Below are 20,918 nucleotides of genomic sequence, written 5' to 3'. Positions count from 1 at the left end.
ACAAAGAAAGTTGAAAACTACGTTGTCGAATTAATTTATTTACGCTTACGAGGTCCTACAGAGCTAGTTTTACGCTGATACCACTCATCCTCATAGTCCTTACCATCCCTTATAGCCCTAACAACCGCCCGCAACGACTTGAACTCATCAGAAAATTTAACAATTTCGTTTGCAGGGAGAGAAGCATACTTTGATTCCGGTGATATTTTTTTCATCAATCGTTTAGCCAACTCCGTAAGAAGAAGAGGCAATTTGACGGAGGATAAATTTAAGGACACTCCCTCCTCATCCGAACCTTCTTCTTCAGATTGATTACTTTCATGCCCCTGTTGGACATGCTTCAGATGCTCTGGAAGGCCAAATCCTTTACTGATAGCCCATTGGACAAAATCGACAAACTTAATAGAGGGAGGAGACTTCACAATAAATTCTGAGGACATCAAAACATCATAGATACCGAGATAATCGATAGCTTTTATGATTTGCATATCTCGCTCTTTAAGTTGCTCCATAGCGGGTTCTATTTGATAATACACCAAGACAGCCTCACATGGTTGCATAAAATCCTTCTGCAACCAATGAGGCTTCAGTGGAGTAATTTTTCTTTCCTGCTCAAGATACATCCTCTTTAATTCAATTTCTTTCATAACCTACCCAAAAATATTTTCATTCATTTTTGATACAATGTTTGCAGCATGCCCTTCGGACATATGCGCATACCTCTTAACCATCGCTAGAGTCCGATGCCCTAGCACTTCAGAAATCTCAGCAAGAGAAGCTCCATTCATCAAGAGATATGAAGCGCAGCAATGGCGCAAATCATGAAATCGAAAATTTCGAATCTGCGCCTTTTCTAAAGAAACCTCCCATGCAGTTCTAATATCGATTGGTTTTTGTGGCTTTTGTCCTTTTTGTCTTGGAAAAACAAAGAATGAAGGGTCATCGCTTTGCTCTCTGATTGATAAAAGAATTGCCTTAGTATGACTCGAAAGAGGCACAATGCGCTTGTCGCCATTTTTGGTTTCCAAAAGAACAATTTTATTTCTTTCAAAGTCCACATTTCCCCAGGTGAGATTCAAAATTTCTGCCCGCCGCATTCCTGTCGCTAGAGCAAGCGTAACTATGGGATATAAAAATGGGTTCCTACTCTCCTTGCACGCTTCTAAAAGACGAGTACGTTCATCTGTGTCTAAAAAGCGGACCCTCCCTCCAGGCTCTTTTGGCTTAGAGACCTTTCGCAATGGCGAATCTTCAATCCAACCCCACTCCCTCATAGCTACAGTAAATGCATGGGAAAGTGCAGCTAAATACCTAACTACAGTAGAATTAGAGCGCTTCTTCCCTCTGCAAGTTACTTCACCCAAAAGCAAATCTCGGTATTCAGCCACGAGAGCTGGTGTAATATCAGCAAGTGCATATGCACCCAACTTTTCTTTCCACCAAAGAAGCTGTGCCTGTTGCTTATCAAAGCTTTTTGGTTTACTCGGCAATACTTGCTCGATGTATCTATCGATTAATTCAGCAAGAGTTCGCTTTTTAGCTTCTGCTGTTTTAAAATGACGTCCTTCACGAATTGCGGTTTCAATTTGTTGAGCCCATCGCCTTGCATCTGTTTTCCTTGCAAAAGTAGCTGTTTGGGATGGATAGCCTTTAAGGCGAACCTGGACTCGGTAGGTGGTTTTGCCATCTTTGGAAGTACGCTCTTGAATGTTAGCCATGTATCCTCATGATAATTGAGGACACCATAACATAAGTCATGATAAGCCTGCAAGGGATAAGAAATCCCTTGCAAAACTAGGATAAAATCGGTAATGTCAGAGACAAAAAAATCAAACGCTGCTGATTTGGCACACTAGTGGCACAATCAAGAAATTTTTACTCATCTTTTTAATCTATTTTCTATTCTGTTATCATCTGTTGGCAAACGAGTTACCTATGGAAAAAATAATTTACTTAAACGGCCCTTCAAGCTCAGGAAAAACGACATTGGCCAAGGCTTTACAAAATTCTTTTGAAGAACCCTTTCTCCATCTTGGCATCGATAAAATTATTGGTTTCATGCCCGCTAAGATAAACAATTGGGAAGGAGGCTCTGCGCCTCTTGGGTTTTCCTGGGAGGCCGATACTGACCCAGAAGGACATCGCATTTTTCATGTAAGAGCTGGCCCCTTTGCAAAACGCATTGTGCGCACCCTTAAAGATATTGCCATCCTCCTGACCTCTCAACATTACAACCTGATTATCGATGATGTAGCGTTCGGAACGGTTGAAGTTGAAGAGTGGAAGCAGGTGTTAAAAGATTATAATGTGCTGTATGTCGGCGTTGTCACCCCTCTAGGAATTCTGGAAGAAAGGGAACGTACTCGAGGAGACCGATGTGTTGGCTCAGCACGGGCTCAATACTACAAGGTTCATGAAAACGTTGCCTATGACCTTGAAATAGACAGCCACGCCCATTCACTGGAAGAAAATGTCGCAAAAATCAAAAGAGCACTTGCCGAAAAGTCAAAACCCAATGAGCCATCATGAAGACACTATCGGCTTCCAAGGTGGGCATGTTAAAAAATGCCCTGCATTATATGCACATGAGCGAGCTAAAAGAGCTATGCCAAAAATTGGCTCTCCCCGAGAGGGGCAAAAAGGGAGAAATTATTCAAAGAATTTGTTGCTATTTGGAAGATGGAACCGTACTCAAGCAGCCTCAAATCCCTTCAGCTTCAAAAGCTCAGAAAAATACACGCTATCCTTTAGCACCATCAACTCTTATTTTGCATGGCAACTACAAAAATGATGAGAAGACCCGAAAATTCATGAAGAGTCTTGTAGGAAACCATTTTCACTTTACGGCATTTGGACAAGATTGGATTAAAAATCGATGGATAGAAGGTAACCCTCCCACTTATGCAGAGTTCGCCCAATTTTGGCAAAATGAACACCTCAATAGACAACAAAGAAAAGCTAACCCAAAGCAAGAATGGGCTTACCTCAATTTTATGCAAAAATACAGCGACAAATACCCAAAAGCCTCTCAGAAAGAGATAACCGCAGCATGGGAACGCGAACGTGGCAAACAAGTCGAAATAGTTTGGAGTACATTGAACAAGTATTTATAATCCAAAAGATTATTCAATTTTAATATCAAAAAAACTTAGCAATGCGAGTACTTCTGGTGGTGAGAAAGTCGCTTTCTTCAAGATATTAGCTTGAGGATTGATGGAGTAATTGACAGCACCTCTAAAATCGGCTTTGGAGAGCTCACAATGATGAAAAATAGTCCCCTCTAAGTCAGTTTGCTGAAAATCAGATTCCGACAACTGCGTGTCATTGAAATAGCACTCCTTGACCTTGCTCCCGCAAAAACGTGTTTTCCTCATCTTCAATTCAGAAAAATTACAGGCCATTACGATGCTTTTCTCAAAGCGAATGGAGAAAAAGGTTCTGTCACATTTATGAAATTCAGCTCCCACAATTTTGCTCTCCTCAAAGAATACATCTTGAAAACGGCAACCCTCAATGTTGGTCGAATCCATACTACAATTTTTAAAAGCACACTCTGAAAAACTGGCATTGCGGAAATTGCATCCAGAAAAACGACAGCTTATAAAAACACAGTGTGTAAAGGAACATCCTGAAAATGAGATATTTGAAAAATCTTTGCCTTTAAATTCTTTCTCTTCTTCGGATTGTTTGGGATAACTTTTCATATTTCCAACACATGATTTTGAAAAAATTTCAGCAACTCAAGGTAAGCTTCTTGCATCGATAGAGATAAACCACATTCAGACGCAAGGCTTTCAAATAATGGAAGCCATTCAGAGGGCGGAGGACCAAGATTTTCGGGTAAAGCATGTGTGCCACGCGCACCATACACTTTTTGCAAAGTATCTTTGAAACGCCTTCCATCAATGGGGCGATATTCCTTGAGCAACAGCATGTCAATTAAATCTTTCACGCGAGAGTTTTGTTTTTGCTCTCGGGGAAGGGTATAGGCATGTAGCTTTTCTGCGAACTGCTGTTCAATCGAAATCATCCACATCTTAGGCGCATCGATGCCACAATATTTCAGCCAGTCTAACCCCTCTACTTGCTCTATTTCGTCAACCACGACATCGGCCCCCACATCGAGCTGGAACCTTACAAAAAGTCGCCTGTCGATAAAGGAAGACACAGAATAGCGCGCCCCTCCATAGGGTGCATTATCCAAGTCCATTTGGGCAGGTCCAACCTCAAAGGTAAAATAATCTTTTAGGTCCACTTTCACTAAATTGCGCAACTCTCGAGCAATGACATGTTCAATCGCTACATCAAATGCATTGATTCTGCGCAAGCAAGTCAAATCAATATCTTTCGTTGCCCGTGCCGTAGCAAAGCGCAATTCCATGGCATATCCCCCCTTAAGAACGAAACTATCCGAGCCTTGATGAAATATTCTAGCTAAAAGCCTCTCAAAGGCAACTTTCCGTCTAAGACGTTGCAAATCTTGATTACTGTTAGTCGCGATGCTCTTTAAGCGAGCTTCCAAGCTTCTGCGGAAATCGGTCGGTGTTTTAAAACTTGTCATTCAATAATCTCTTCATTTTAAAGTGGATATTGGGATGTGTCTTTTCGAGAGAATGCAGTTCTTCTTCGGCAACAAGTCCCCTCTCTAACGCTTGATGCACAGCCTGAGCGAGAAAATTGTCGGCTACTGTTTCTGCTTCAAAGACATCCAGCAGTGTCCTAAAAGGAGCCGTTACCCGGTAGCCTTGCCTTTGCTCTATCTCGGATTGGCCCAAATTCGCATAATGCAGGCATAGAACTTTTGGGATTTCAATGCGTCTTCGAAAGCCACGAGGAACCGTCATATGCATTTTAGATGGCATCACATCTGACAGCTCCTGAATATCGAGAGCGGTCTCATGTGACCATACGCCTTGGGGAATATCCTTTAAATTCCTACTCCAGAGACTCCATAATACAAGTTCGGACCGGTCGGTCACGGGGTATCTCGCTAATCGATAAATACCCCTGCCCTCCTGAGTCCATTCTCCTGAAGCAAGTCTTAAATGAAAGTTAGACCGCGCATAGCCACATTCTTCCGCTTGTTTTGCAGTAAAAAAGCCTTGTTGTCGGTCTGCTATCTCAAAGAGTTGGTCTTGGCTTTTCATACACCAATGTTATAATTTTTATGATATTGGCGCAACATCTTAAGTGAGAAAATGTTCTGATATAACAAACTCTTTAAGGAATAACAACTTAAAATCGTTCAGTCTATAGATTCAGATTTGGAACGTAATAGTGAATACGTCTATTGATGAGACGTTGCATTCAGTTTTGAAATATATTCGCCGAACTTCTTTACCATTATTTGAGGGTTTTCTACCCAAATAAAATGACCTGCATTTTCAACGTAAATTAATTCAATATTATCACGCCCAAATCTTTCGTCATTTTCAAATAGCGAAAAAGGACAGATACAATCATATTTTGAACCAAAAATAAGCGTAGGAACATTTTGGGGTATCCATTCTGCTGTAAAGTTTATTTCCACAGCCTTTTTTTGCCACCATCCTGCAGGCAAATACTGAAACTTTAGCTTTGAAACTAGGGCTCGACCTTCCTCTAAAGTCTCTTTCGGAAAATAGTAGGGCATGCAGGCATCTATAGCAATTTCAAATGTACTCTGTGAAGGATTTAATGCCAGTTCTTTTATTTCTTTACGCACATCGGGTAAATCAAATTGCTTGGCATATTCAACAGCTGCCTCTAGCCAAAGGGAAGGGGCAGAACTAAGAATTACAAATCCTTTCAATTGACTCTCAAGCTCAGGAAAAAGCAAAGGAAACATTCCCCCAAATGAATGCCCAACTAAAATTGGGTTCTCAAATTTTTGAATGATAGATGGAAATATCCCAAACCACTCATCATAATCATACGAAACACCGTCTTCTACGTTAGTCCCATTTCCAGGCATATCAACCAAGCTACGATAATAGCTAGAATCAGCTCCTGGTCCACCGGGAAGGAAAATCCAGTTGTAGCTTTCTTTATCGTTCATTGAGTACAATTCATATCTCACATGATTAGAATCATATGAATATTGAGATGAGTTTATTGATTCCACTGTTTCGATTCCTTTTGCTTTGAAATATCTCTTACTATCATGATGACTTCATCTGCTGAAAATAAATCTGAGATGGTCGTTTCAGCTGAAGCGTTTAAAGTCTCTCGATAAATTTTTTGCGCGCTGTTATCTGTCCTAGTAGTAACGATGATATGTTTCAAAACAGCCTCTCTTGTAGCTAATTCTTCTTTGACTAGAGATAGGGAAGAGTTAATCAGATTGGAGCCTATCCCCTGATTTCTCGATTCAGGTAAAACCGCAATTTGCTCAAGTTCCAACACAACCTCTTTTCTAAAACCACTTTTTTCCGTCCACTGAATATAGCCAACAATTTCATTATCAGCATAAGCCACAAAAATCCTAATTCTTGGATAAGCTCTAAAATTACATAGTATCCATTCTTCAGAGTTTAGCTGCCTGGAAAAAGACTGTGCGTGAACTGCCGCAACGGCAGCTACATCACTCAATTCCATTCTACGAATTTTATATCGAGTATCCGTGTTTGTCATTGGGGAGTGTGCCATAGGTGTGCCGTACAAACATAGCAAGGTTATGAATCTTGTTTTGAGAAATCATAACCTGCTTAGTATAAGTTTGCTCAGAGCGGGACTCGAACCCGCACGGGCAAAAGCCCAAGGGATTTTAAGTCCCTAGTGTCTACCATTCCACCATCCGAGCGACCATACAACTCCATGTAACTAAAACTACTATTGGCTTTAGAAAAGCCTCTAAAGAGTTTTCTTGATCTTCCAATTAGATACAAGTCCTATAAGCCATCCTTATTCTTCCTTTGCTGAGTTTGATCCGTTATCTGAGTGATCTACGACAACCTCGTCTTGATTTAATAGGATATCTTCTCTAGCTTCTATTTCTTTGGTACTTTTTGGTATCGCCTCTTTACGTTGGTTCATGGTTTCAAAGATCAGATTCGACGGAGGAGGGATCAAGGTAGGTTTTTCGATATGTTTAGACGAGAGGTGTTTTTCAGGTTTCATTACTGATTCTCCTTCCTTAATCTCTCCATCTTGATGATCCTGCGACTGCTCATTCGTTCCACGACGTTTGCGAACACGACGACGCTCTCGACGTTTCTCAACTTTTTGTTCTTGAGACCCAGATGATTCTAATTCTACAGAAGCATTTTCCGACTGTTTCCCTTCACGAAAAGATTTCACTGCTGTGTCACGTCCACCAGCAATTTTAATTCCTTTTTCAATTGCAGGCGTTTTTAAAACAACCTGAGTTTGACGGACTTCGATCACTGCATACTCACTCATCGGAACTAAAAAAAGCTTAGGTTTTTCTAATGAACGATAAAAAGAACTGCTTCCAAATGAAACCACTTCTATTGCATCAACAAAAAACTCTTCTTCTCCTCTGCTGTTGCGCAAGACTAGTTTATATCCATCCTTAGCATTAATTATCGTTTCTATAAGAGGCTCTCGAGTAAAATTCACATTAATCCCTTTGGTTCTTGATTAGCTATATAATGAATAAGATCTATTACACGACACGCATATCCAATCTCATTATCATACCAAGCTATGAGCTTAAAAAATCGGTCATTGAGTGCGATTCCAGCTTTAACATCAAAAATTGAGGAAAAAGTCGACCCTATAAAATCAGAAGAGACAACTTCTTCCTGACAATAATCTAAAATGCCTTTCATGGATCCCTGCGCTGCTTCAAACATTTTTTCACAAATTGCTTCGTAAGAGGTTGCACGAGTCAAACGAATAGTCAGATCAACTACAGACACATCAGCAATAGGCACACGAAATGCCATGCCTGTGAATTTCCCTTTTAGTTTAGGCAAGCAGAGTCCTACAGCCTGAGCTGCCCCTGTTGAAGAAGGAATAATATTTTGATGTGCACCACGCCCTCCACGCCAATCTTTCTTAGAAGGGCCATCTACCACAGATTGAGTAGCAGTCATGGCGTGAATGGTGGTCATGAGTCCCTCTTCAATCCCAAAATGGTCTAATAAAACCTTAGCAAGAGGGGCTAAACAATTTGTCGTACATGAGGCGTTCGAAACAATTCTATCTTTATCAGGATCATAATTTGTGTGGTTAACACCCATAACAAAAGTCGAAACATCTCCTTTGGCAGGAGCTGTAATCACAACACGTTTCGCACCTGCTTGCAGATGCTGCTGAGCCATTGCTTTTCCAGTAAATAACCCTGTAGCTTCAATAACGTAATCAATATTTAATTTTTTCCATGGTAAAGCAGTTACATCTTTTTCATTTAAGACGAGAATTTTCTTGTTGTCTACTAAAAGGGTTTCTTCTTGAATCTCAATTTTGCCACTGAAACACCCATGAGTCGAATCAAACCGAAGCAGATACCCCAAGTTATCTAAGGGAACAAGATCGTTAACTGCAACCACTGTGATATGAGGATATTTTAAAGCACGTTTTAAAACATGTCTTCCAATACGACCCAATCCATTAATCGCAATTCTTATCCCCATAATTGTCTCCTTTGTAAGAGATATAATGGATTAAGGAAACTTCTGAAAAAAATAACTACATTTGGGAAATTTTTCACTTAAAAAGCACGAAAAAACTTTTCTTATTCATTTAGAAATTCAAGTATACAAATCGGTGCATTATCACCTACTCTATTCATCATGGGGATAATTCGTGTATATCCTCCCTGACGATTGATAAAACGAGGACCTAGCACATCGAAAAGCTTGCTGACAATACCTCGATCTACATTTTGAGCTGTTTTGCTTCCCTCTTTCATTTGTCTTGCTTGTTTACTTGTTAATCGATTATGACGAACCATTAATTTGCTAATCACAGCTCGACGATTTGCAAGTGTATTATTTTTTGCCAAGGTAATAATTCCATCAGCATATCTACGCATCACTTTTGCTTTGGCAAGAGTAGTCTTAATACGCTCTTTATTGATTAAAGACTTTAACATATTCGCAATCATACAACGATTATGTGAAGAGGTACGTCCTAGCTTTAGATTCCTCTTGCGATGTCTCATGATACCGCCTTCTTATGTTCTTCTAAATATTCATCAATTTTATCTTTTACATTGTGTTCTGTTACACCAAATCGAGACAAATCCATTCCTAGACCAAGTTCCATCTCTGTAAGCTTTGCTTTAATTTCGTTTAGTGACTTTTTACCAAAATTACGAAATTGTAGTAATTTAAGTTCTGGCATGACTACAAGTTCACCTATCGTTTCTATATTCGCACCATTGAGACAATTTGTCGAACGAACAGAAAGCTCAATTTCATTAATACTCAAAACAAGCTTAGACATGACATCATCAAAATCACTATCACTACTGATAGCAGCATCTTCAAATGTAATTTGACGCTGATCAATTGTTTCAAAAATAGCGAGGTGTTTAACTAGGATTTTTGCAGCAAAAGCAAGTGCTTCCTGGGGTGTGACCCGACCATCAGTTGTGACATCAAGAATTAAACGATCAAAATCAGTATCTTGCCCAACTCGTGTATCTTCAACAAAGTAATTCACAATACGTACTGGCGAAAATATTGAATCCACAACAATCTCATCAGCTGTTGGATTTACAATCACATGCCTTTCAGAAGGAACATATCCACGCCCAATCATGACTTTCAGTTTAATTCGGCGATTCATCGGCTTTGTTACAGTAAAAATGGGTAAATCAGGATTAACGACTTCAAAATCACTATTGGAAATAAGATCTCCAAGAACGATAACTTTTTGTCCTGAAGAACCTAAATCTTCATTAGTAATTTGCAAACTTTTTGTCAAAGTATGCTGTTCTCGTCTATTAGGCATGTTATCTAAAGGAAGACGACGGAGAAGAGCACTTTTTAAATTAAGAATAATATTCGTTACATCTTCAATAACACCTTCAATGGCCATATATTCGTGTGGAACACCTTCCATAAAAAAGGCAATAATTGCAGGCGCTTCAATAGCTGTTAGAAGCATACGACGTAAACTATTACCAATAGTGTGCCCAAAACCTCTTTCAAAAGGCTCTGCAATGAAGCGTGCATAATTATTTGAGACACTTTCTTCATCAATTTTAATCATTTCAGGCATTTCAAACTTATTATAAAGAATAGATGGCATCTCTTGATCTCCTTATACTCTACGACGACTGGATGAACGACATCCATTATGAGCGACGGGTGTTTCATCTCTAATAATAGTTACCTGTAAACCCACACTAATAAGTGCACGTACAGCTGACTCTCGTCCAGACCCTGGTCCTTTAAGATTGACTTCAACTTCTTTCATACCCATTGTCATGGCAGCTTTCCCTGCATCTTGAGCAGCAACTGTCGCTGCAAAAGCAGAAGACTTACGTGACCCTTTGTAGCCAACTTTTCCAGCAGATGACCAAACAACAACATTTCCAGAAGGATCAGCTATAGCGATAATCGTATTATTAAAGGTAGCCTTAACATATACAATGCCTGCAGGAATGTTACGAATGACTTTTTTTCGGGTTTTCCCGACCTTTTTTACTTGCGGTTGTTTGACCAAAAGAGTCTCCTAAATTAAATTTATTTCTTTTTACCAGCAACTGTTCGTTTTTTGCCTTTTCGAGTTCGTGCATTTGTTTGAGTTCGTTGTCCACGAACTGGAAGGCCAAGTCTATGTCTAAGACCACGATAACAATGAATATTAATTAAGCGCTTAATATTGCTTTGAACCTGTCTTCGAAGATCTCCTTCTACAACATAATCTTTCTGCAACACTTCATTTAAACGGACAATATCGTCATCCGTTAATTTCTCTGCACGCATATTGGGATCCAAACCTAGTTTGGCAATAATTTCTTCGGAACGAAATCGACCAATGCCATAAACATAAGTTAAACTAATCACTAGTCGTTTTTTCCCAGGAATATCTATGCCAATAACACGTGTCATACTTTCTGTCCTTAACTTTAAATCCGCAAAATTCTATCAAACATCTAACTTAAAATCAATTTATAGCTTATCTTTTACTTCTTTTCATGAATCCTTCATAGCGCTTCATTAAAAGATGAGATTCTATTTGTTTCATTGTATCAAGTACAACTCCAACTAAAATGAGTAGAGCTGTTCCTCCAAAAAAGTAACTAATACTTGGATCAATATGCAAAATTTTCCCAATCATTGAGGGAAGAATAGCAATAATTGCAAGAAATATTGCGCCAATTAAAGTAATACGATTCATAGTTGATTCTAAAAAATCTTGTGTAGGCTTTCCTTGGCGAATCCCAGGAATAAATGCCCCATTTTTTTTCATATCTGAAGCAATTTGTTCCGGATGAAACTGAGTAGCTGTCCAAAAATAAGTAAAAAATAAAATAAGAAGTACATAAACAAATGTATAAAAAAAACTCCCTGGAGTCATGGCTACTGCAATTGATCCTAAGAATCCACTACGCCCGAGGAATTGGACTAAAGTAGCAGGAAACATTAAAAGAGAAGAGGCGAAAATTACAGGAATCACTCCAGCATAATTTATTTTTAAGGGGACATAAGATCCTCCTCCTTGAACTTCACGCCTTCCTACAACACGTCTGGCGTATTGAACAGGAATTTTACGTACACCTTGAATAATAAGAATGGTTGTAATAATCACACAGACAAAGACAGCTAATAAAAGAAGAAGAGAAGAAAAATTAAGCTGACCATTTTCTTGTGAATCAAGATTTAACTGCTTAATTACTGAACCAATCGTTGAAGGCAGCGAAGAGATGATTCCTAAAGCAATAATCAAGCTCATTCCATTTCCAATACCCTTTTCTGTAATCTGTTCTCCTAACCACATTAGAAAAACCGTTCCTGTTGTCATGGTTAAAATAGTGACTATAAAAAAAATCCAAGGAATCCCAAAAAGCTGAATTACCAACATTTCTGAGAGAATAATTCCTGGATTTTCCTGATTCATTCCAATTGCATAGCGTGCAAATAACATCGATTGCACAATGGCTAAAAAAACCGTTAAAATACGTGTATATTTATTGACTTTTCTTCTTCCAGCATCAGGATTTTCACGTACTTCCCTTTGAAGATTTGGCATAAGAGCAATCAATAGCTGCATAATAATAGAAGCAGAAATATATGGAACCACACCCAAAGCAATCACAGTCATTTGAGCAAATGCCCCTCCAGAAAAAATATCCACTAGCTGAAAAAGATTTTGACCCCCTCCTGTAGCCTGTTTAAAATAGGCAAGAGCGAGTTCACCATTAATTCCAGGAACTGGGATGAAAACCCCAATTCTACAAACAATTAATATCAATATAGTGAATACAATTCGCTGCTTAAGCTCTGTGATCATCCCAATACGTCTGACGGTCTCAAGCATATTTAAATCAAAATCCCAGTTGCTTTAATTTTCTTTTTCGCTCCATAAGAAAAACTCTCTACTTGAAAAGAGACTTTTTTTAACAATTCTCCATCAGCCAATACCTTAACCCCATTTGACTGTCCTTTGATAAATCCTTTTGCTTTTAACGTTTCTAAATTCACAATCTCTCCCTCATCATACATTGCATTAATTTGTTTGAGATTGATTGCATGCAATTTTTTTGCGAAACGAAAATTTGAAAAACCACGAGTGGGGACTGTTTTATGAAGAGGAACACCTCCTCCAATATACCCTAAACGCTTTGTATAACCAGAGCGTGCACCCATCCCCTTATGTCCTCGACCACAAGTTTTTCCTCGTTTAGAACCAGGGCCACGACCTAAAAGTTTAGATCTCTTCTGCTTACGAGAAGTATTTTTAAGCAATGCGAGCTTGATCATCAAACTAATCCTCTCATTTCCATGGATTCTTTTCGATTTCTTAACTGTGACAGGGCTTTAAATGTGGCTTTAACTTGATTAATGGGATTATTTGATCCAATACTTTTAGCAATCACATCACGAACACCAGCAAATTCTAGAATTGAACGAATCCTTGATCCTGCCACTACCCCTGACCCTTCAGGAGCTGGTTTAAGCAAAAGTTTTGCTCCGTCAAAATCAACGATTACCTCATGAGGAATTGTGGTACCTTCTATTTCAAAAGTTATCAGGTTTTTACGTGCAGCTTCTCCTCCTTTACGGATTGCATCAATTAACTCATTTGCTTTAGCAAAACCATATCCAACATAACCATTATGATTTCCTACTAAAATGAGTGCTGAAAAGCTAAATTTACGCCCACCTTTCACAACTTTTGAGCAACGATTTACAAAAAGTACTTTTTCTTCTAAATCTTCTTCATTTTTTCCTGGCATACGATACTTCTCCTAGAATTCTAAGCCACCTTCTCTTGCACCATCCGCTAAAGCCGCCACCAAACCATGATATTTAAAACCACTACGATCACATACGACTCGACTCACAGACTGCTGTTTTGCTAGTTCGGCAATTTTTAATCCAAGCTGTTTTGCAGATATTTGATTCTTTCTATTATGACTAGCGGAAGAAAAGTCTTTTGAAAGAGTCGACATACTCGCTAAGGTAATAGCCTTCTCATCGTCTATTAATTGAACATAAAGGTGCTTATTACTTTTCATAATACATAAACGTGGCCTTTCAGAATTACGCAATTTTTTTCGACTACGTAAGACTCTCTTTTTTCGAGTTCGAATGGCTTTCGCTTGACTACTATCCATGATAATTATCCTACTTTTTGCTAGTTTTACCAGCTTTACGACGTACATATTCATTATCATAGCGAATTCCTTTTCCTTTATAAGGTTCAGGAGGACGCTTTGCACGAACATCGGCAGCAAACTGACCAACAGCCTGTTTATCAATCCCTTTAATAGAAATAAGCGTGTTTTTTTCAACGCTTAATTCAAGGCCTTTGGGAATAGGCATTTTCATTGAATGAGAGAGCCCTATTTGCAAATCAAGAAAATTTCCTTGAACAGCTGCACGAAATCCTACACCAATCATTTCTAGACGCTTCTCAAACCCCTCTACTACTCCTTTAACCATGTTAAAAATGAGCGACCAATAGAGTCCAAGAAAATTGGTCTTTTCTTTTAGTTCGGGAGATAATTCCACTTTTATTTGATGATTTTGGACCACAACTTCGATTCCTTTCATTAATTTAAGTTCCAAACTCCCTTTAGGACCCTTAACTTCAAGAGTACAATCATCCTTATGAATTTCAACTTCTTTTGGAAAGACAATGGGTAATTTTGCTTTTCGAGACATGAAAATTTAAATCCTCCTAATTACCAAACTTGGCAGATTAATTCCCCGCCTAGATTTTGTTTACGAGCAGTTTGATCATCCATTAATCCCTTCGATGTTGAAATAATTGAAATTCCCATCCTACCTAATACTGTTGGAATCGATTTAGCTTTTACATACTTACGAAGAGAAGATTTTGACACTCTTTTTAAACCATGAATCACTCTTTCTCTCTCATCTGTATATTTAAGAAATATACGCATGGTTTTACGTTTATTTTCTTCTTTGACTAAGTAATACGCGATAAAACCATTGTCTTTCAAAATTTTAACTATTGACTCTAGGAGTTTACTACAATGTATATCTAAATAAAAATGTTTCCCCATCGAAGCATTACGAATCCTAGTGAGTAAATCGGCAATTGGGTCATTTACCATTTATGGCTTCTCCTTCCTAAATTCATCTATAAAAGGTAATCCAAGCTTTGTTAATAGCTCAATACATTCCTTATCTGTTTTTGCATTAGTCACAAAAGTAATATTCATTCCTTGAGTGCGTTTTGATTGATCAAGATTAATTTCAAGAAAAATCTGCTGATCTTCAATACCAATAGAATAAGACCCTCTTCCGTCGCATTTTTTGCGAAATCCGCGAAAGTCACGAATACGAGGAGAAACAATATTAAAAAACCGATACATAAAATCATACATACGCTTACCACGCAAAGTCACCTTTGCTCCTATGATTTGACCTTCTCTAAGCTTTAAACCAGCAATTGACTTACGTGCACCGGTTAAAATTGGTTTTTGACCCGATAACATTGTCAATTCTCTAACCGCATCTTGTAAAGCATTTTTATCTTTAGAAGCCTCTGCAAGCCCCATACTAATCACAATTTTTGTGACCATAGGGATTTGCATAGGATTTTTATACAAAAATCTCTTCATTAGTGCCGGTTTAATTTCTGTACAGTATTTCTCTTTTAGTATTGACATTGTTTTTATGCCTTTAATTCTTTTTGCTTCGAGAACGATACAAATGTTCTTTCTGATCACGCAAATAGTAAATTTCTTTTTTACCTTGTTTGTTAAAGCGTTTTCGCAATTTTACCACTTCTCCCCCAACAGAAGGTTTGATATTAGAAATATCTATGCTACATTCAATATCAATAATTTGCCCTTTTTGATTCTGTTTAGTGGGTTTCATATGTTTTTTACGAAGATTCACACCCTCAATCACAACTCGTTGATGATTAATTGAAATGATTTTTCCTACTTTTCCTTTATCATTTCCTGCAATCACAACTACTTCATCATCTTTACATAAAAGCGTCTTTTTCATACTAAATGACCTCTGGAGCTAAAGAGCTAATCTTAATATAACCACGCTCACGTACTTCACGAGCAATCGGCCCAAAAATACGAGTACCCCGTGGACTCCCTTTATCATCAATAATCACACAACTATTGCTATCAAAACGCAACCAAGATCCATCAGACCTTTTAATATATCGATGTGTTCGAACAACCACAGCTTTAACTACTTCGCCTTTTTTAATTTGAGCATCTGGTTCAGCTTCTCGAACTGAACAGATAATCACATCCCCAACATGCGCATAGCGGCGTTTGGAACCACCAATGACTTTAAAACATTTGACCTTTTTCGCCCCAGTATTGTCAGCAACTTTTAGTTGAGATTCTTGTTGAAGCATATCTCCATTCCACTTAATTAAATTATGATTTTCTAACTACACGCCAATTTTTCAATTTCGAGATTGGGCGCGATTCCATAATAGTCACTACATCTCCCTCTTTAAGAGTCTCTACATGCTCATCGTGAGCATGATAATTTGTAGAACTACGAACGACTTTTCCATAAAGGGGATGGCGATAAGTCCTTTCAACACGAACAACGACTGTTTTTGCCGCTTTTTTGGAAACCACAATCCCCGTTTTAGTTTTTCTATTTCCTCTCTCAGACTGACTCATGAGATATTCTTAATCCTTCTTTAAACTTCTTTCTTTTTTTATGGTAAGAATCCGTGCAATTTGTTTACGTGTTTGACGAAAAAGGTGTGTTTTTTGAGTTTTGCTATCTAAGCGCTCACTTCTTAAATCAAAAAGCTCTTTACGAAAAGTCTCAAGATCTAAGTCAAGTTCCTCATTACTTTTACTTCTAAATTTTTCAACCTTATTCACTGCTTATTCCTTTCTATACCGTTTCAACACGCTCAACAAATCGTGTTCTTAAACCGAGTTTCGCTGCTGCTCTTCTTAAAGCATTCTGCGCATCCTCACGAGATACATTAGCCACTTCAAAAAGAACACGACCAGGACGCACAACTGCCACCCAATGATCAGGAGCCCCTTTTCCTTTCCCCATCCTTGTCTCAGCAGGTTTCTTACTCACTGGTTTATCTGGAAAAATACGAATCCAAACCTTACCCTGCCTTTTGAAATAACGGTTGATCGCAACACGGCAAGCTTCAATTTGCTGACTAGTAATACGACCTCGATCAAGTACCTGCATTCCAAAGTCACCAAAACTAATAAAATTGCCTGCTTTACTTAACCCAGTATGATGCCCTTTTTGCTGCTTACGAAATTTAGTACGCTTTGGGATAAACGACATAAGTGTAGCTCCTATCCATTATTATTTACCTTAAATAGATTACTCACCTTGATTAATCCACACTTGCACACCAATACATCCGTAGGTTGTTTCAGCTCGAGATGTTGCATAATCAATATCCGCTCTTAAAGTATGAAGAGGAATACGACCTTCTTTATACCACTCACTCCTTGCAATTTCAGCTCCTCCAAGACGACCGGAAACACGAATTTTTACACCTAAAGCCCCTGCATCCAAACAGCCCTGCATAGCTTTTTTCATAACTCTTCTAAAGGCGACTCGCCTTTTTAATTGATAGGCAATCCCATCTGCAACAAGCTGAGCATTAAGATCAGGTCGTTTAATTTCTTCTACTTCGACCCAAACTTCTTTACCTGTTAATTGACGCAATTCAATTTTAAGTTGTTCAATTTCAGTACCTTTTTTTCCAATTACAATTCCTGGCTTCGCAGTATGAATAGTAACTTCAATTTTTCCACTCATCCGACGAATGGTAAAATGAGAAGCTCCTTGACAACAAGATTTTTTCTTTAAAAATTCACGAATTCGAAAATCTTCAATCAAAAGAGTCCCAAACTCTTGTTTGTTCCCATACCATAAAGAACGCCATTTTTTGGTAATACTGGTACGGAGGCCAATTGGACGAACTTTCTGTCCCATTTTATTTTTGCTCCTTAGCTATTTTTTCCCCGACAACTACAGTAAAATGGCTCGTTCTCTTTAAAATAGGAGACCTGCCTCCTCGACATTTTGATTTGCTACGCTTATAACGCGATCCTTCATCTACTTTTACTTCTAGTACAAATAACTGATCCCGACGAGCATCCCATTTCATTTCAGCATTAGCAACAGCACTACCAAGAGTTTTTTTTAGCAAACGCCCTCCCTTACATTGGCTGTAATTTAACTGCATTTCTGCATCACTAACCAAACAACCCCGGATAAGATTGGCAACCAACCTAGCTTTACGTGGGGGAATACGGACGAATTTTGTAATTGCTTTAGATCTCTCCATGTATCTTCACTTCTTGATTGGATGGGATTTAAATAACCTGGTTGGTGAAAACTCACCAAGTTTGTGTCCGACCATCGTTTCGGAAACAAATACAGCTAAAAATTTACGACCATTATGCACTTCAAAAGTATGTCCAATCATTTCAGGAATGATCATTGAACGACGAGACCAAGTTTTAATCGCAATCTTTTTTCCTTCTGCATTCATTTTTCTCACTTTATTTAAAAGATGATGATCAACAAATGGTCCTTTTCTTAACGATCTACCCATAGACTACTTCCTACGATCCTTGACAATCCATTTTTTTGTTTTTCTTTTATTTCTTGTACGAAATCCTTTTGTTGGCTTTGCCCATGGAGTCTGAGGAATATACCCATTATGACGCCCTTCACCACCACCATGCGGATGGTCAACAGGATTCATAGCAGTACCCCGAACTGTAGGACGAATCCCTTTCCAACGATTTCTTCCAGCTTTTCCCTCTACTCTTAAACTGTGGTCAGCATGAGAAACTTCACCAAAAGTTGCAAAACAAGACTCATTGATGAGCCTAAATTCTCCAGATGGCATTTTAATAGTAGCATATCCATTAGCTCGAGCTACTAATTGTGCTGAAAGGCCAGCCGAACGCACCAGTCTACCTCCCCCTCGTGGCCGCATCTCTATATTATGAATTAATGAGCCTAAAGGCATTAATTTAAGGCTCATAGAACACCCTACATTAAAAGGACTCTTATCACCTGAAGAGACGAGATCCCCTCTTTTCAATCCTTTTGGAGCAAGAATATAACGCTTTTCACCGTCTACATAAAACAAGAGAGCAATGTGAGCAGAGCGACATGGATCATACTCAATTGAAGCAACCTTTGCAGGAATATTCTCCTTATCTCTTAAAAAATCGATGATGCGATAGTGACGTTTATGCCCACCTCCTCGATGACGGCAAGTAATATGACCATTGTTATTACGCCCACTCAGACGCTTTTTTTGAAGAAGCAAAGTTTTCGTCGGCTTAATTTTACTTTTGAGTGCTTTTCCTTTCACCACTTTTTCACGAGTGAGCTCATGGAAAAGCGGTAAAATAAGATGACGTTGAGAAGGAGTCGTTGGTTTAAATTTTTTAGGCATTGTAAATTCTTAACTAAATTTGATCAATTAGATCACCGGGTTCCATTGTCACAATGGCTTTCTTATAAGCAGAAGTCATACCCTCTTTACGTAACCCTCTTTTCTTCTTTTTTTTTCGTTTTGTATAAAGAGTATTAACTTTTGTGACTTTTATATTCTTTTCTTTATAAATCGTTTCAATTGCACAAGCAATTTGCTGTTTGTTAGCCTTGCGATCAACAATAAAAACATATTTTGGTGATTTAAATCTCTCTATTGATTGATTGCTTTTAGAATCGTGTAATAGTTCAAGCATTTTTGCTTTTTCTGTAATATAACGACATTTAATTATTTTAAGAGCCTCTTGCATCATTCCCCTCTCCATAATTTTTTTAACTCTTCAAAAGCAGAGAAATTCATAACAATTTTCTGAGCTGATATTAAATCATACCCATTTATATTCTGTGCAATAGCAAAATCGCTTTTCGGAAGGTTGTTAAGGCTCTTTTTAAAAATCTTATACTTATCAGTAGGAATAGAGATTGGACTTTTTTGATGATCTATTTCGGATTTATGATACTCTCCATCAACAATAAACAACACTGATTTGTCATAGATTTTCTGTTTTTTTAAAAAAATAGCAATGCTTTTTGAACTCGGTTTCTGAAGCTCTTTTAAAGCATTATCATCTAAAAATAAGACATCTGAATTTTTAATTTTTTCTACAAAAAGATAACTTGACACAAGACGGCGCTCTTTACGATTAATGCGAATATGTTGATTAAATTTAGGTTTAGGGCCAAATACAACTCCACCACCTCGATATTGTGGAGCCGCTAACGTTCCTTGACGCGCATTTCCTGTCCCTTTTTGTCGATGAGGCTTTTTATTCGAATGACTTACTTCAGAACGCCCTTTTGTATTTGCTGACCATTGACGTTGATTCGCTCGAAGAGCAACTATATAATCTTTAACAAGCTGAGGATTGACATGGAGATTTAAAAAAGCATCCTCAATCACTACCTCGCCAGTTACTTCGCCTTGCAGATTATATTTTTCTAAATTTTGCATTAAATGCCTCAACCTACTTTTGATTTAGACTTCTTCTTACAAGCAGGTGATATTGAAACAAGACCACCAAGATGACCCGGCACTGCCCCTTCTACAAGAAGAAAATCTTGCTTTTCATCAATACAAACCAATCGTAAATTTTGAACTGTGACTTGCTCACACCCCATTTGTCCTGCTTTTTTCTGACCAGGTAATGTACGACCTGGAGTAGAACGCATTCCAGTTGATCCCCCATGACGGTGAAACCCGGAACCATGGGCAGCTGGACCTCCAGCAAAGTGATATTTTTTCATCACCCCTTGATAGCCTTTTCCTTTTGATATGCCTGTGATATCGACATAAGAGACTTCATCAAAGAAAGAGACACCAATCAGTTGACCCACTGAATATCCATCTATATCTATCCGAGATTCTGCTAAATAACGACGTGGGTCTACATTAGACTTTTTAAAATGCCCAATTAGGGGCTTCGTTATACGTTTTTCCATTGTACGTGGGTCTTTTATCACAATTTTATCAAAACCTAACTGAATCGCATTATAACCATCTGACTCTATGGACTTGATTTGAGTCACTACATTTGGTTCCACATGAATTATTGTGCAAACTACAATAGATCCAGTTTCGTCAAAACGCTGCACCATCCGGTGCTTTTTCCCCATTAGTTTTAATCCCATGAAATTTCCTTTCATCTCTTCTTATTAGAAAATGCAAAGACAACCCATTTTCTACATCTGACTAGGCTATGGCTTAGATTTAGACGTTTCATTGCAATTTGCAGATATCTAAAATCTTGAAAAAGCACAAAAGCTCTTAATCGAAAAACA

General features: G+C 38.3%; 34 protein-coding genes and 1 tRNA gene. 2 read left to right on the top strand and 33 right to left on the bottom strand.

What is annotated here, in order from left to right; translation table 11 throughout:
* Positions 1-35: 35 nt before the first annotated feature.
* Both R3E91_04625 and R3E91_04620 read right to left on the bottom strand, forming a co-directional pair.
* Positions 36-647 (bottom strand): hypothetical protein, encoded by a 612-nt coding sequence (locus tag R3E91_04625; GenBank protein ID MEZ5315476.1) that lies wholly within the window; start codon positions 645-647, stop codon positions 36-38.
* 3 nt (positions 648-650) lie between these two features.
* Positions 651-1,718 carry a site-specific integrase gene (locus tag R3E91_04620; protein MEZ5315475.1) on the bottom strand — a complete coding sequence of 356 codons (1,068 nt, stop codon included), beginning with the start codon at positions 1,716-1,718 and terminating at the stop codon, positions 651-653.
* A 217-nt stretch (positions 1,719-1,935) separates the two neighbouring features.
* On the opposite strand from R3E91_04620, the gene R3E91_04615 reads away from it, so the two are divergent.
* Together R3E91_04615 and R3E91_04610 are read left to right on the top strand one after the other, a co-directional pair.
* Positions 1,936-2,529, top strand: coding sequence for an AAA family ATPase (locus R3E91_04615; protein MEZ5315474.1), 594 nt, complete (start codon positions 1,936-1,938; stop codon positions 2,527-2,529).
* On the top strand, positions 2,526-3,113 hold the full coding sequence (locus R3E91_04610; GenBank protein ID MEZ5315473.1) for a DUF6434 domain-containing protein: 588 nt from the start codon (positions 2,526-2,528) through the stop codon (positions 3,111-3,113). Before R3E91_04615 ends, R3E91_04610 begins: the two co-directional genes overlap by 4 nt.
* A gap of 9 nt (positions 3,114-3,122) precedes the next feature.
* Here the strand turns inward: R3E91_04610 and R3E91_04605 are convergent, their stop codons facing one another.
* The 31 genes from R3E91_04605 to rplC all read right to left on the bottom strand — a co-directional run bounded on the left by R3E91_04605 (position 3,123) and on the right by rplC (position 20,768).
* Complete coding sequence (locus tag R3E91_04605; GenBank protein MEZ5315472.1) at positions 3,123-3,704, bottom strand: pentapeptide repeat-containing protein; 582 nt, start codon at positions 3,702-3,704, stop codon at positions 3,123-3,125.
* Positions 3,701-4,561: a nucleotidyl transferase AbiEii/AbiGii toxin family protein gene (locus R3E91_04600; protein ID MEZ5315471.1), complete on the bottom strand. Its 861-nt coding sequence runs from the start codon at positions 4,559-4,561 to the stop codon at positions 3,701-3,703. Before R3E91_04600 ends, R3E91_04605 begins: the two co-directional genes overlap by 4 nt.
* Positions 4,548-5,147 (bottom strand): type IV toxin-antitoxin system AbiEi family antitoxin domain-containing protein, encoded by a 600-nt coding sequence (locus tag R3E91_04595; GenBank protein MEZ5315470.1) that lies wholly within the window; start codon positions 5,145-5,147, stop codon positions 4,548-4,550. Before R3E91_04595 ends, R3E91_04600 begins: the two co-directional genes overlap by 14 nt.
* Positions 5,148-5,287: 140 nt before the next feature.
* Complete coding sequence (locus R3E91_04590; protein MEZ5315469.1) at positions 5,288-6,037, bottom strand: alpha/beta hydrolase; 750 nt, start codon at positions 6,035-6,037, stop codon at positions 5,288-5,290.
* Between the two features lie 53 nt (positions 6,038-6,090).
* Positions 6,091-6,627, bottom strand: a complete 537-nt coding sequence (locus tag R3E91_04585) for a GNAT family N-acetyltransferase (protein MEZ5315468.1) — start codon at positions 6,625-6,627, stop codon at positions 6,091-6,093.
* A 71-nt stretch (positions 6,628-6,698) separates the two neighbouring features.
* A tRNA-Leu gene (locus tag R3E91_04580) sits at positions 6,699-6,781 on the bottom strand.
* Positions 6,782-6,882: 101 nt separating this feature from the next.
* Positions 6,883-7,560: a hypothetical protein gene (locus R3E91_04575; GenBank protein ID MEZ5315467.1), complete on the bottom strand. Its 678-nt coding sequence runs from the start codon at positions 7,558-7,560 to the stop codon at positions 6,883-6,885.
* Entirely contained in the window at positions 7,557-8,573 is a 1,017-nt protein-coding gene (gap, locus tag R3E91_04570) for a type I glyceraldehyde-3-phosphate dehydrogenase (GenBank protein ID MEZ5315466.1), read from the bottom strand. Before gap ends, R3E91_04575 begins: the two co-directional genes overlap by 4 nt.
* A gap of 107 nt (positions 8,574-8,680) precedes the next feature.
* Positions 8,681-9,109, bottom strand: a complete 429-nt coding sequence (gene rplQ, locus R3E91_04565) for a 50S ribosomal protein L17 (GenBank protein MEZ5315465.1) — start codon at positions 9,107-9,109, stop codon at positions 8,681-8,683.
* Positions 9,106-10,203 carry a DNA-directed RNA polymerase subunit alpha gene (locus R3E91_04560; protein ID MEZ5315464.1) on the bottom strand — a complete coding sequence of 366 codons (1,098 nt, stop codon included), beginning with the start codon at positions 10,201-10,203 and terminating at the stop codon, positions 9,106-9,108. Before R3E91_04560 ends, rplQ begins: the two co-directional genes overlap by 4 nt.
* A gap of 12 nt (positions 10,204-10,215) precedes the next feature.
* Complete coding sequence (gene rpsK / locus R3E91_04555; GenBank protein MEZ5315463.1) at positions 10,216-10,620, bottom strand: 30S ribosomal protein S11; 405 nt, start codon at positions 10,618-10,620, stop codon at positions 10,216-10,218.
* A gap of 20 nt (positions 10,621-10,640) precedes the next feature.
* The gene (gene rpsM, locus R3E91_04550; protein ID MEZ5315462.1) at positions 10,641-11,009 is read right to left on the bottom strand and encodes a 30S ribosomal protein S13; all 369 of its coding nucleotides are present in this window, start codon (positions 11,007-11,009) and stop codon (positions 10,641-10,643) included.
* 67 nt (positions 11,010-11,076) lie between these two features.
* Positions 11,077-12,438, bottom strand: coding sequence for a preprotein translocase subunit SecY (secY, locus tag R3E91_04545; GenBank protein ID MEZ5315461.1), 1,362 nt, complete (start codon positions 12,436-12,438; stop codon positions 11,077-11,079).
* A gap of 2 nt (positions 12,439-12,440) precedes the next feature.
* Positions 12,441-12,881 carry a 50S ribosomal protein L15 gene (gene rplO, locus R3E91_04540; protein ID MEZ5315460.1) on the bottom strand — a complete coding sequence of 147 codons (441 nt, stop codon included), beginning with the start codon at positions 12,879-12,881 and terminating at the stop codon, positions 12,441-12,443.
* The gene (gene rpsE / locus R3E91_04535; GenBank protein MEZ5315459.1) at positions 12,881-13,357 is read right to left on the bottom strand and encodes a 30S ribosomal protein S5; all 477 of its coding nucleotides are present in this window, start codon (positions 13,355-13,357) and stop codon (positions 12,881-12,883) included. Before rpsE ends, rplO begins: the two co-directional genes overlap by 1 nt.
* A gap of 12 nt (positions 13,358-13,369) precedes the next feature.
* Positions 13,370-13,738 carry a 50S ribosomal protein L18 gene (gene rplR / locus R3E91_04530; protein ID MEZ5315458.1) on the bottom strand — a complete coding sequence of 123 codons (369 nt, stop codon included), beginning with the start codon at positions 13,736-13,738 and terminating at the stop codon, positions 13,370-13,372.
* A gap of 10 nt (positions 13,739-13,748) precedes the next feature.
* On the bottom strand, positions 13,749-14,288 hold the full coding sequence (gene rplF, locus R3E91_04525; GenBank protein ID MEZ5315457.1) for a 50S ribosomal protein L6: 540 nt from the start codon (positions 14,286-14,288) through the stop codon (positions 13,749-13,751).
* A gap of 20 nt (positions 14,289-14,308) precedes the next feature.
* Positions 14,309-14,704 (bottom strand): 30S ribosomal protein S8, encoded by a 396-nt coding sequence (gene rpsH / locus R3E91_04520; GenBank protein MEZ5315456.1) that lies wholly within the window; start codon positions 14,702-14,704, stop codon positions 14,309-14,311.
* Positions 14,705-15,262: a 50S ribosomal protein L5 gene (gene rplE, locus R3E91_04515; protein ID MEZ5315455.1), complete on the bottom strand. Its 558-nt coding sequence runs from the start codon at positions 15,260-15,262 to the stop codon at positions 14,705-14,707.
* A gap of 13 nt (positions 15,263-15,275) precedes the next feature.
* Positions 15,276-15,608, bottom strand: a complete 333-nt coding sequence (rplX, locus tag R3E91_04510) for a 50S ribosomal protein L24 (protein ID MEZ5315454.1) — start codon at positions 15,606-15,608, stop codon at positions 15,276-15,278.
* A 1-nt stretch (position 15,609) separates the two neighbouring features.
* Positions 15,610-15,978, bottom strand: a complete 369-nt coding sequence (gene rplN, locus R3E91_04505) for a 50S ribosomal protein L14 (GenBank protein MEZ5315453.1) — start codon at positions 15,976-15,978, stop codon at positions 15,610-15,612.
* A gap of 22 nt (positions 15,979-16,000) precedes the next feature.
* Complete coding sequence (gene rpsQ, locus R3E91_04500) at positions 16,001-16,255, bottom strand: 30S ribosomal protein S17 (protein MEZ5315452.1); 255 nt, start codon at positions 16,253-16,255, stop codon at positions 16,001-16,003.
* Positions 16,256-16,264: 9 nt separating this feature from the next.
* The gene (rpmC, locus tag R3E91_04495; protein MEZ5315451.1) at positions 16,265-16,465 is read right to left on the bottom strand and encodes a 50S ribosomal protein L29; all 201 of its coding nucleotides are present in this window, start codon (positions 16,463-16,465) and stop codon (positions 16,265-16,267) included.
* 13 nt (positions 16,466-16,478) lie between these two features.
* Positions 16,479-16,898: a 50S ribosomal protein L16 gene (gene rplP, locus R3E91_04490; GenBank protein ID MEZ5315450.1), complete on the bottom strand. Its 420-nt coding sequence runs from the start codon at positions 16,896-16,898 to the stop codon at positions 16,479-16,481.
* A gap of 39 nt (positions 16,899-16,937) precedes the next feature.
* Positions 16,938-17,558, bottom strand: coding sequence for a 30S ribosomal protein S3 (rpsC, locus tag R3E91_04485; protein MEZ5315449.1), 621 nt, complete (start codon positions 17,556-17,558; stop codon positions 16,938-16,940).
* A gap of 1 nt (position 17,559) precedes the next feature.
* Positions 17,560-17,913, bottom strand: coding sequence for a 50S ribosomal protein L22 (gene rplV, locus R3E91_04480; protein MEZ5315448.1), 354 nt, complete (start codon positions 17,911-17,913; stop codon positions 17,560-17,562).
* Positions 17,914-17,919: 6 nt separating this feature from the next.
* Entirely contained in the window at positions 17,920-18,183 is a 264-nt protein-coding gene (gene rpsS, locus R3E91_04475; protein MEZ5315447.1) for a 30S ribosomal protein S19, read from the bottom strand.
* Positions 18,184-18,186: 3 nt separating this feature from the next.
* Positions 18,187-19,041 carry a 50S ribosomal protein L2 gene (gene rplB / locus R3E91_04470; GenBank protein MEZ5315446.1) on the bottom strand — a complete coding sequence of 285 codons (855 nt, stop codon included), beginning with the start codon at positions 19,039-19,041 and terminating at the stop codon, positions 18,187-18,189.
* Between the two features lie 13 nt (positions 19,042-19,054).
* Entirely contained in the window at positions 19,055-19,393 is a 339-nt protein-coding gene (gene rplW, locus R3E91_04465) for a 50S ribosomal protein L23 (GenBank protein ID MEZ5315445.1), read from the bottom strand.
* A complete protein-coding gene (rplD, locus tag R3E91_04460; GenBank protein MEZ5315444.1) occupies positions 19,390-20,091 on the bottom strand; it encodes a 50S ribosomal protein L4 in 702 nt (233 codons plus the stop codon). Before rplD ends, rplW begins: the two co-directional genes overlap by 4 nt.
* Positions 20,092-20,099: 8 nt before the next feature.
* Entirely contained in the window at positions 20,100-20,768 is a 669-nt protein-coding gene (gene rplC, locus R3E91_04455) for a 50S ribosomal protein L3 (protein ID MEZ5315443.1), read from the bottom strand.
* Positions 20,769-20,918: the final 150 nt, after the last annotated feature.

The organism is Chlamydiales bacterium (assembly GCA_041395025.1).
Classification (GTDB): Bacteria; Chlamydiota; Chlamydiia; order Chlamydiales; family JAAKFR01; genus JAJACP01.
The sequence above is the reverse complement of the archived record's forward strand: the minus strand, read 5'-3'. Positions and strand labels throughout refer to the sequence as shown.

Coding starts and splice junctions, on each gene's coding strand:
- rplE (MEZ5315455.1), bottom strand. CDS start 15,262: ATGTCAATACTAAAAGAGAAATACTGTACAGAAATTAAACCGGCACTA.
- rplV (MEZ5315448.1), bottom strand. CDS start 17,913: ATGGAGAGATCTAAAGCAATTACAAAATTCGTCCGTATTCCCCCACGT.
- rplC (MEZ5315443.1), bottom strand. CDS start 20,768: ATGGGATTAAAACTAATGGGGAAAAAGCACCGGATGGTGCAGCGTTTT.
- rpsH (MEZ5315456.1), bottom strand. CDS start 14,704: ATGGTAAATGACCCAATTGCCGATTTACTCACTAGGATTCGTAATGCT.
- rplB (MEZ5315446.1), bottom strand. CDS start 19,041: ATGCCTAAAAAATTTAAACCAACGACTCCTTCTCAACGTCATCTTATT.
- rplN (MEZ5315453.1), bottom strand. CDS start 15,978: ATGCTTCAACAAGAATCTCAACTAAAAGTTGCTGACAATACTGGGGCG.
- R3E91_04625 (MEZ5315476.1), bottom strand. CDS start 647: ATGAAAGAAATTGAATTAAAGAGGATGTATCTTGAGCAGGAAAGAAAA.
- rpsS (MEZ5315447.1), bottom strand. CDS start 18,183: ATGGGTAGATCGTTAAGAAAAGGACCATTTGTTGATCATCATCTTTTA.
- R3E91_04610 (MEZ5315473.1), top strand. CDS start 2,526: ATGAAGACACTATCGGCTTCCAAGGTGGGCATGTTAAAAAATGCCCTG.
- R3E91_04595 (MEZ5315470.1), bottom strand. CDS start 5,147: ATGAAAAGCCAAGACCAACTCTTTGAGATAGCAGACCGACAACAAGGC.
- R3E91_04605 (MEZ5315472.1), bottom strand. CDS start 3,704: ATGAAAAGTTATCCCAAACAATCCGAAGAAGAGAAAGAATTTAAAGGC.
- R3E91_04600 (MEZ5315471.1), bottom strand. CDS start 4,561: ATGACAAGTTTTAAAACACCGACCGATTTCCGCAGAAGCTTGGAAGCT.
- rplD (MEZ5315444.1), bottom strand. CDS start 20,091: ATGCAAAATTTAGAAAAATATAATCTGCAAGGCGAAGTAACTGGCGAG.
- R3E91_04620 (MEZ5315475.1), bottom strand. CDS start 1,718: ATGGCTAACATTCAAGAGCGTACTTCCAAAGATGGCAAAACCACCTAC.
- rplQ (MEZ5315465.1), bottom strand. CDS start 9,109: ATGAGACATCGCAAGAGGAATCTAAAGCTAGGACGTACCTCTTCACAT.
- R3E91_04585 (MEZ5315468.1), bottom strand. CDS start 6,627: ATGGCACACTCCCCAATGACAAACACGGATACTCGATATAAAATTCGT.
- rpsQ (MEZ5315452.1), bottom strand. CDS start 16,255: ATGAGTCAGTCTGAGAGAGGAAATAGAAAAACTAAAACGGGGATTGTG.
- rplR (MEZ5315458.1), bottom strand. CDS start 13,738: ATGGATAGTAGTCAAGCGAAAGCCATTCGAACTCGAAAAAAGAGAGTC.
- R3E91_04615 (MEZ5315474.1), top strand. CDS start 1,936: ATGGAAAAAATAATTTACTTAAACGGCCCTTCAAGCTCAGGAAAAACG.
- R3E91_04560 (MEZ5315464.1), bottom strand. CDS start 10,203: ATGCCATCTATTCTTTATAATAAGTTTGAAATGCCTGAAATGATTAAA.
- rpsE (MEZ5315459.1), bottom strand. CDS start 13,357: ATGCCAGGAAAAAATGAAGAAGATTTAGAAGAAAAAGTACTTTTTGTA.
- rplF (MEZ5315457.1), bottom strand. CDS start 14,288: ATGTCTCGAAAAGCAAAATTACCCATTGTCTTTCCAAAAGAAGTTGAA.
- R3E91_04590 (MEZ5315469.1), bottom strand. CDS start 6,037: ATGAACGATAAAGAAAGCTACAACTGGATTTTCCTTCCCGGTGGACCA.
- rplP (MEZ5315450.1), bottom strand. CDS start 16,898: ATGTCGTTTATCCCAAAGCGTACTAAATTTCGTAAGCAGCAAAAAGGG.
- rpsM (MEZ5315462.1), bottom strand. CDS start 11,009: ATGACACGTGTTATTGGCATAGATATTCCTGGGAAAAAACGACTAGTG.
- rplO (MEZ5315460.1), bottom strand. CDS start 12,881: ATGATCAAGCTCGCATTGCTTAAAAATACTTCTCGTAAGCAGAAGAGA.
- secY (MEZ5315461.1), bottom strand. CDS start 12,438: ATGCTTGAGACCGTCAGACGTATTGGGATGATCACAGAGCTTAAGCAG.
- rplX (MEZ5315454.1), bottom strand. CDS start 15,608: ATGAAAAAGACGCTTTTATGTAAAGATGATGAAGTAGTTGTGATTGCA.
- rpsC (MEZ5315449.1), bottom strand. CDS start 17,558: ATGGGACAGAAAGTTCGTCCAATTGGCCTCCGTACCAGTATTACCAAA.
- rplW (MEZ5315445.1), bottom strand. CDS start 19,393: ATGATGCAAGAGGCTCTTAAAATAATTAAATGTCGTTATATTACAGAA.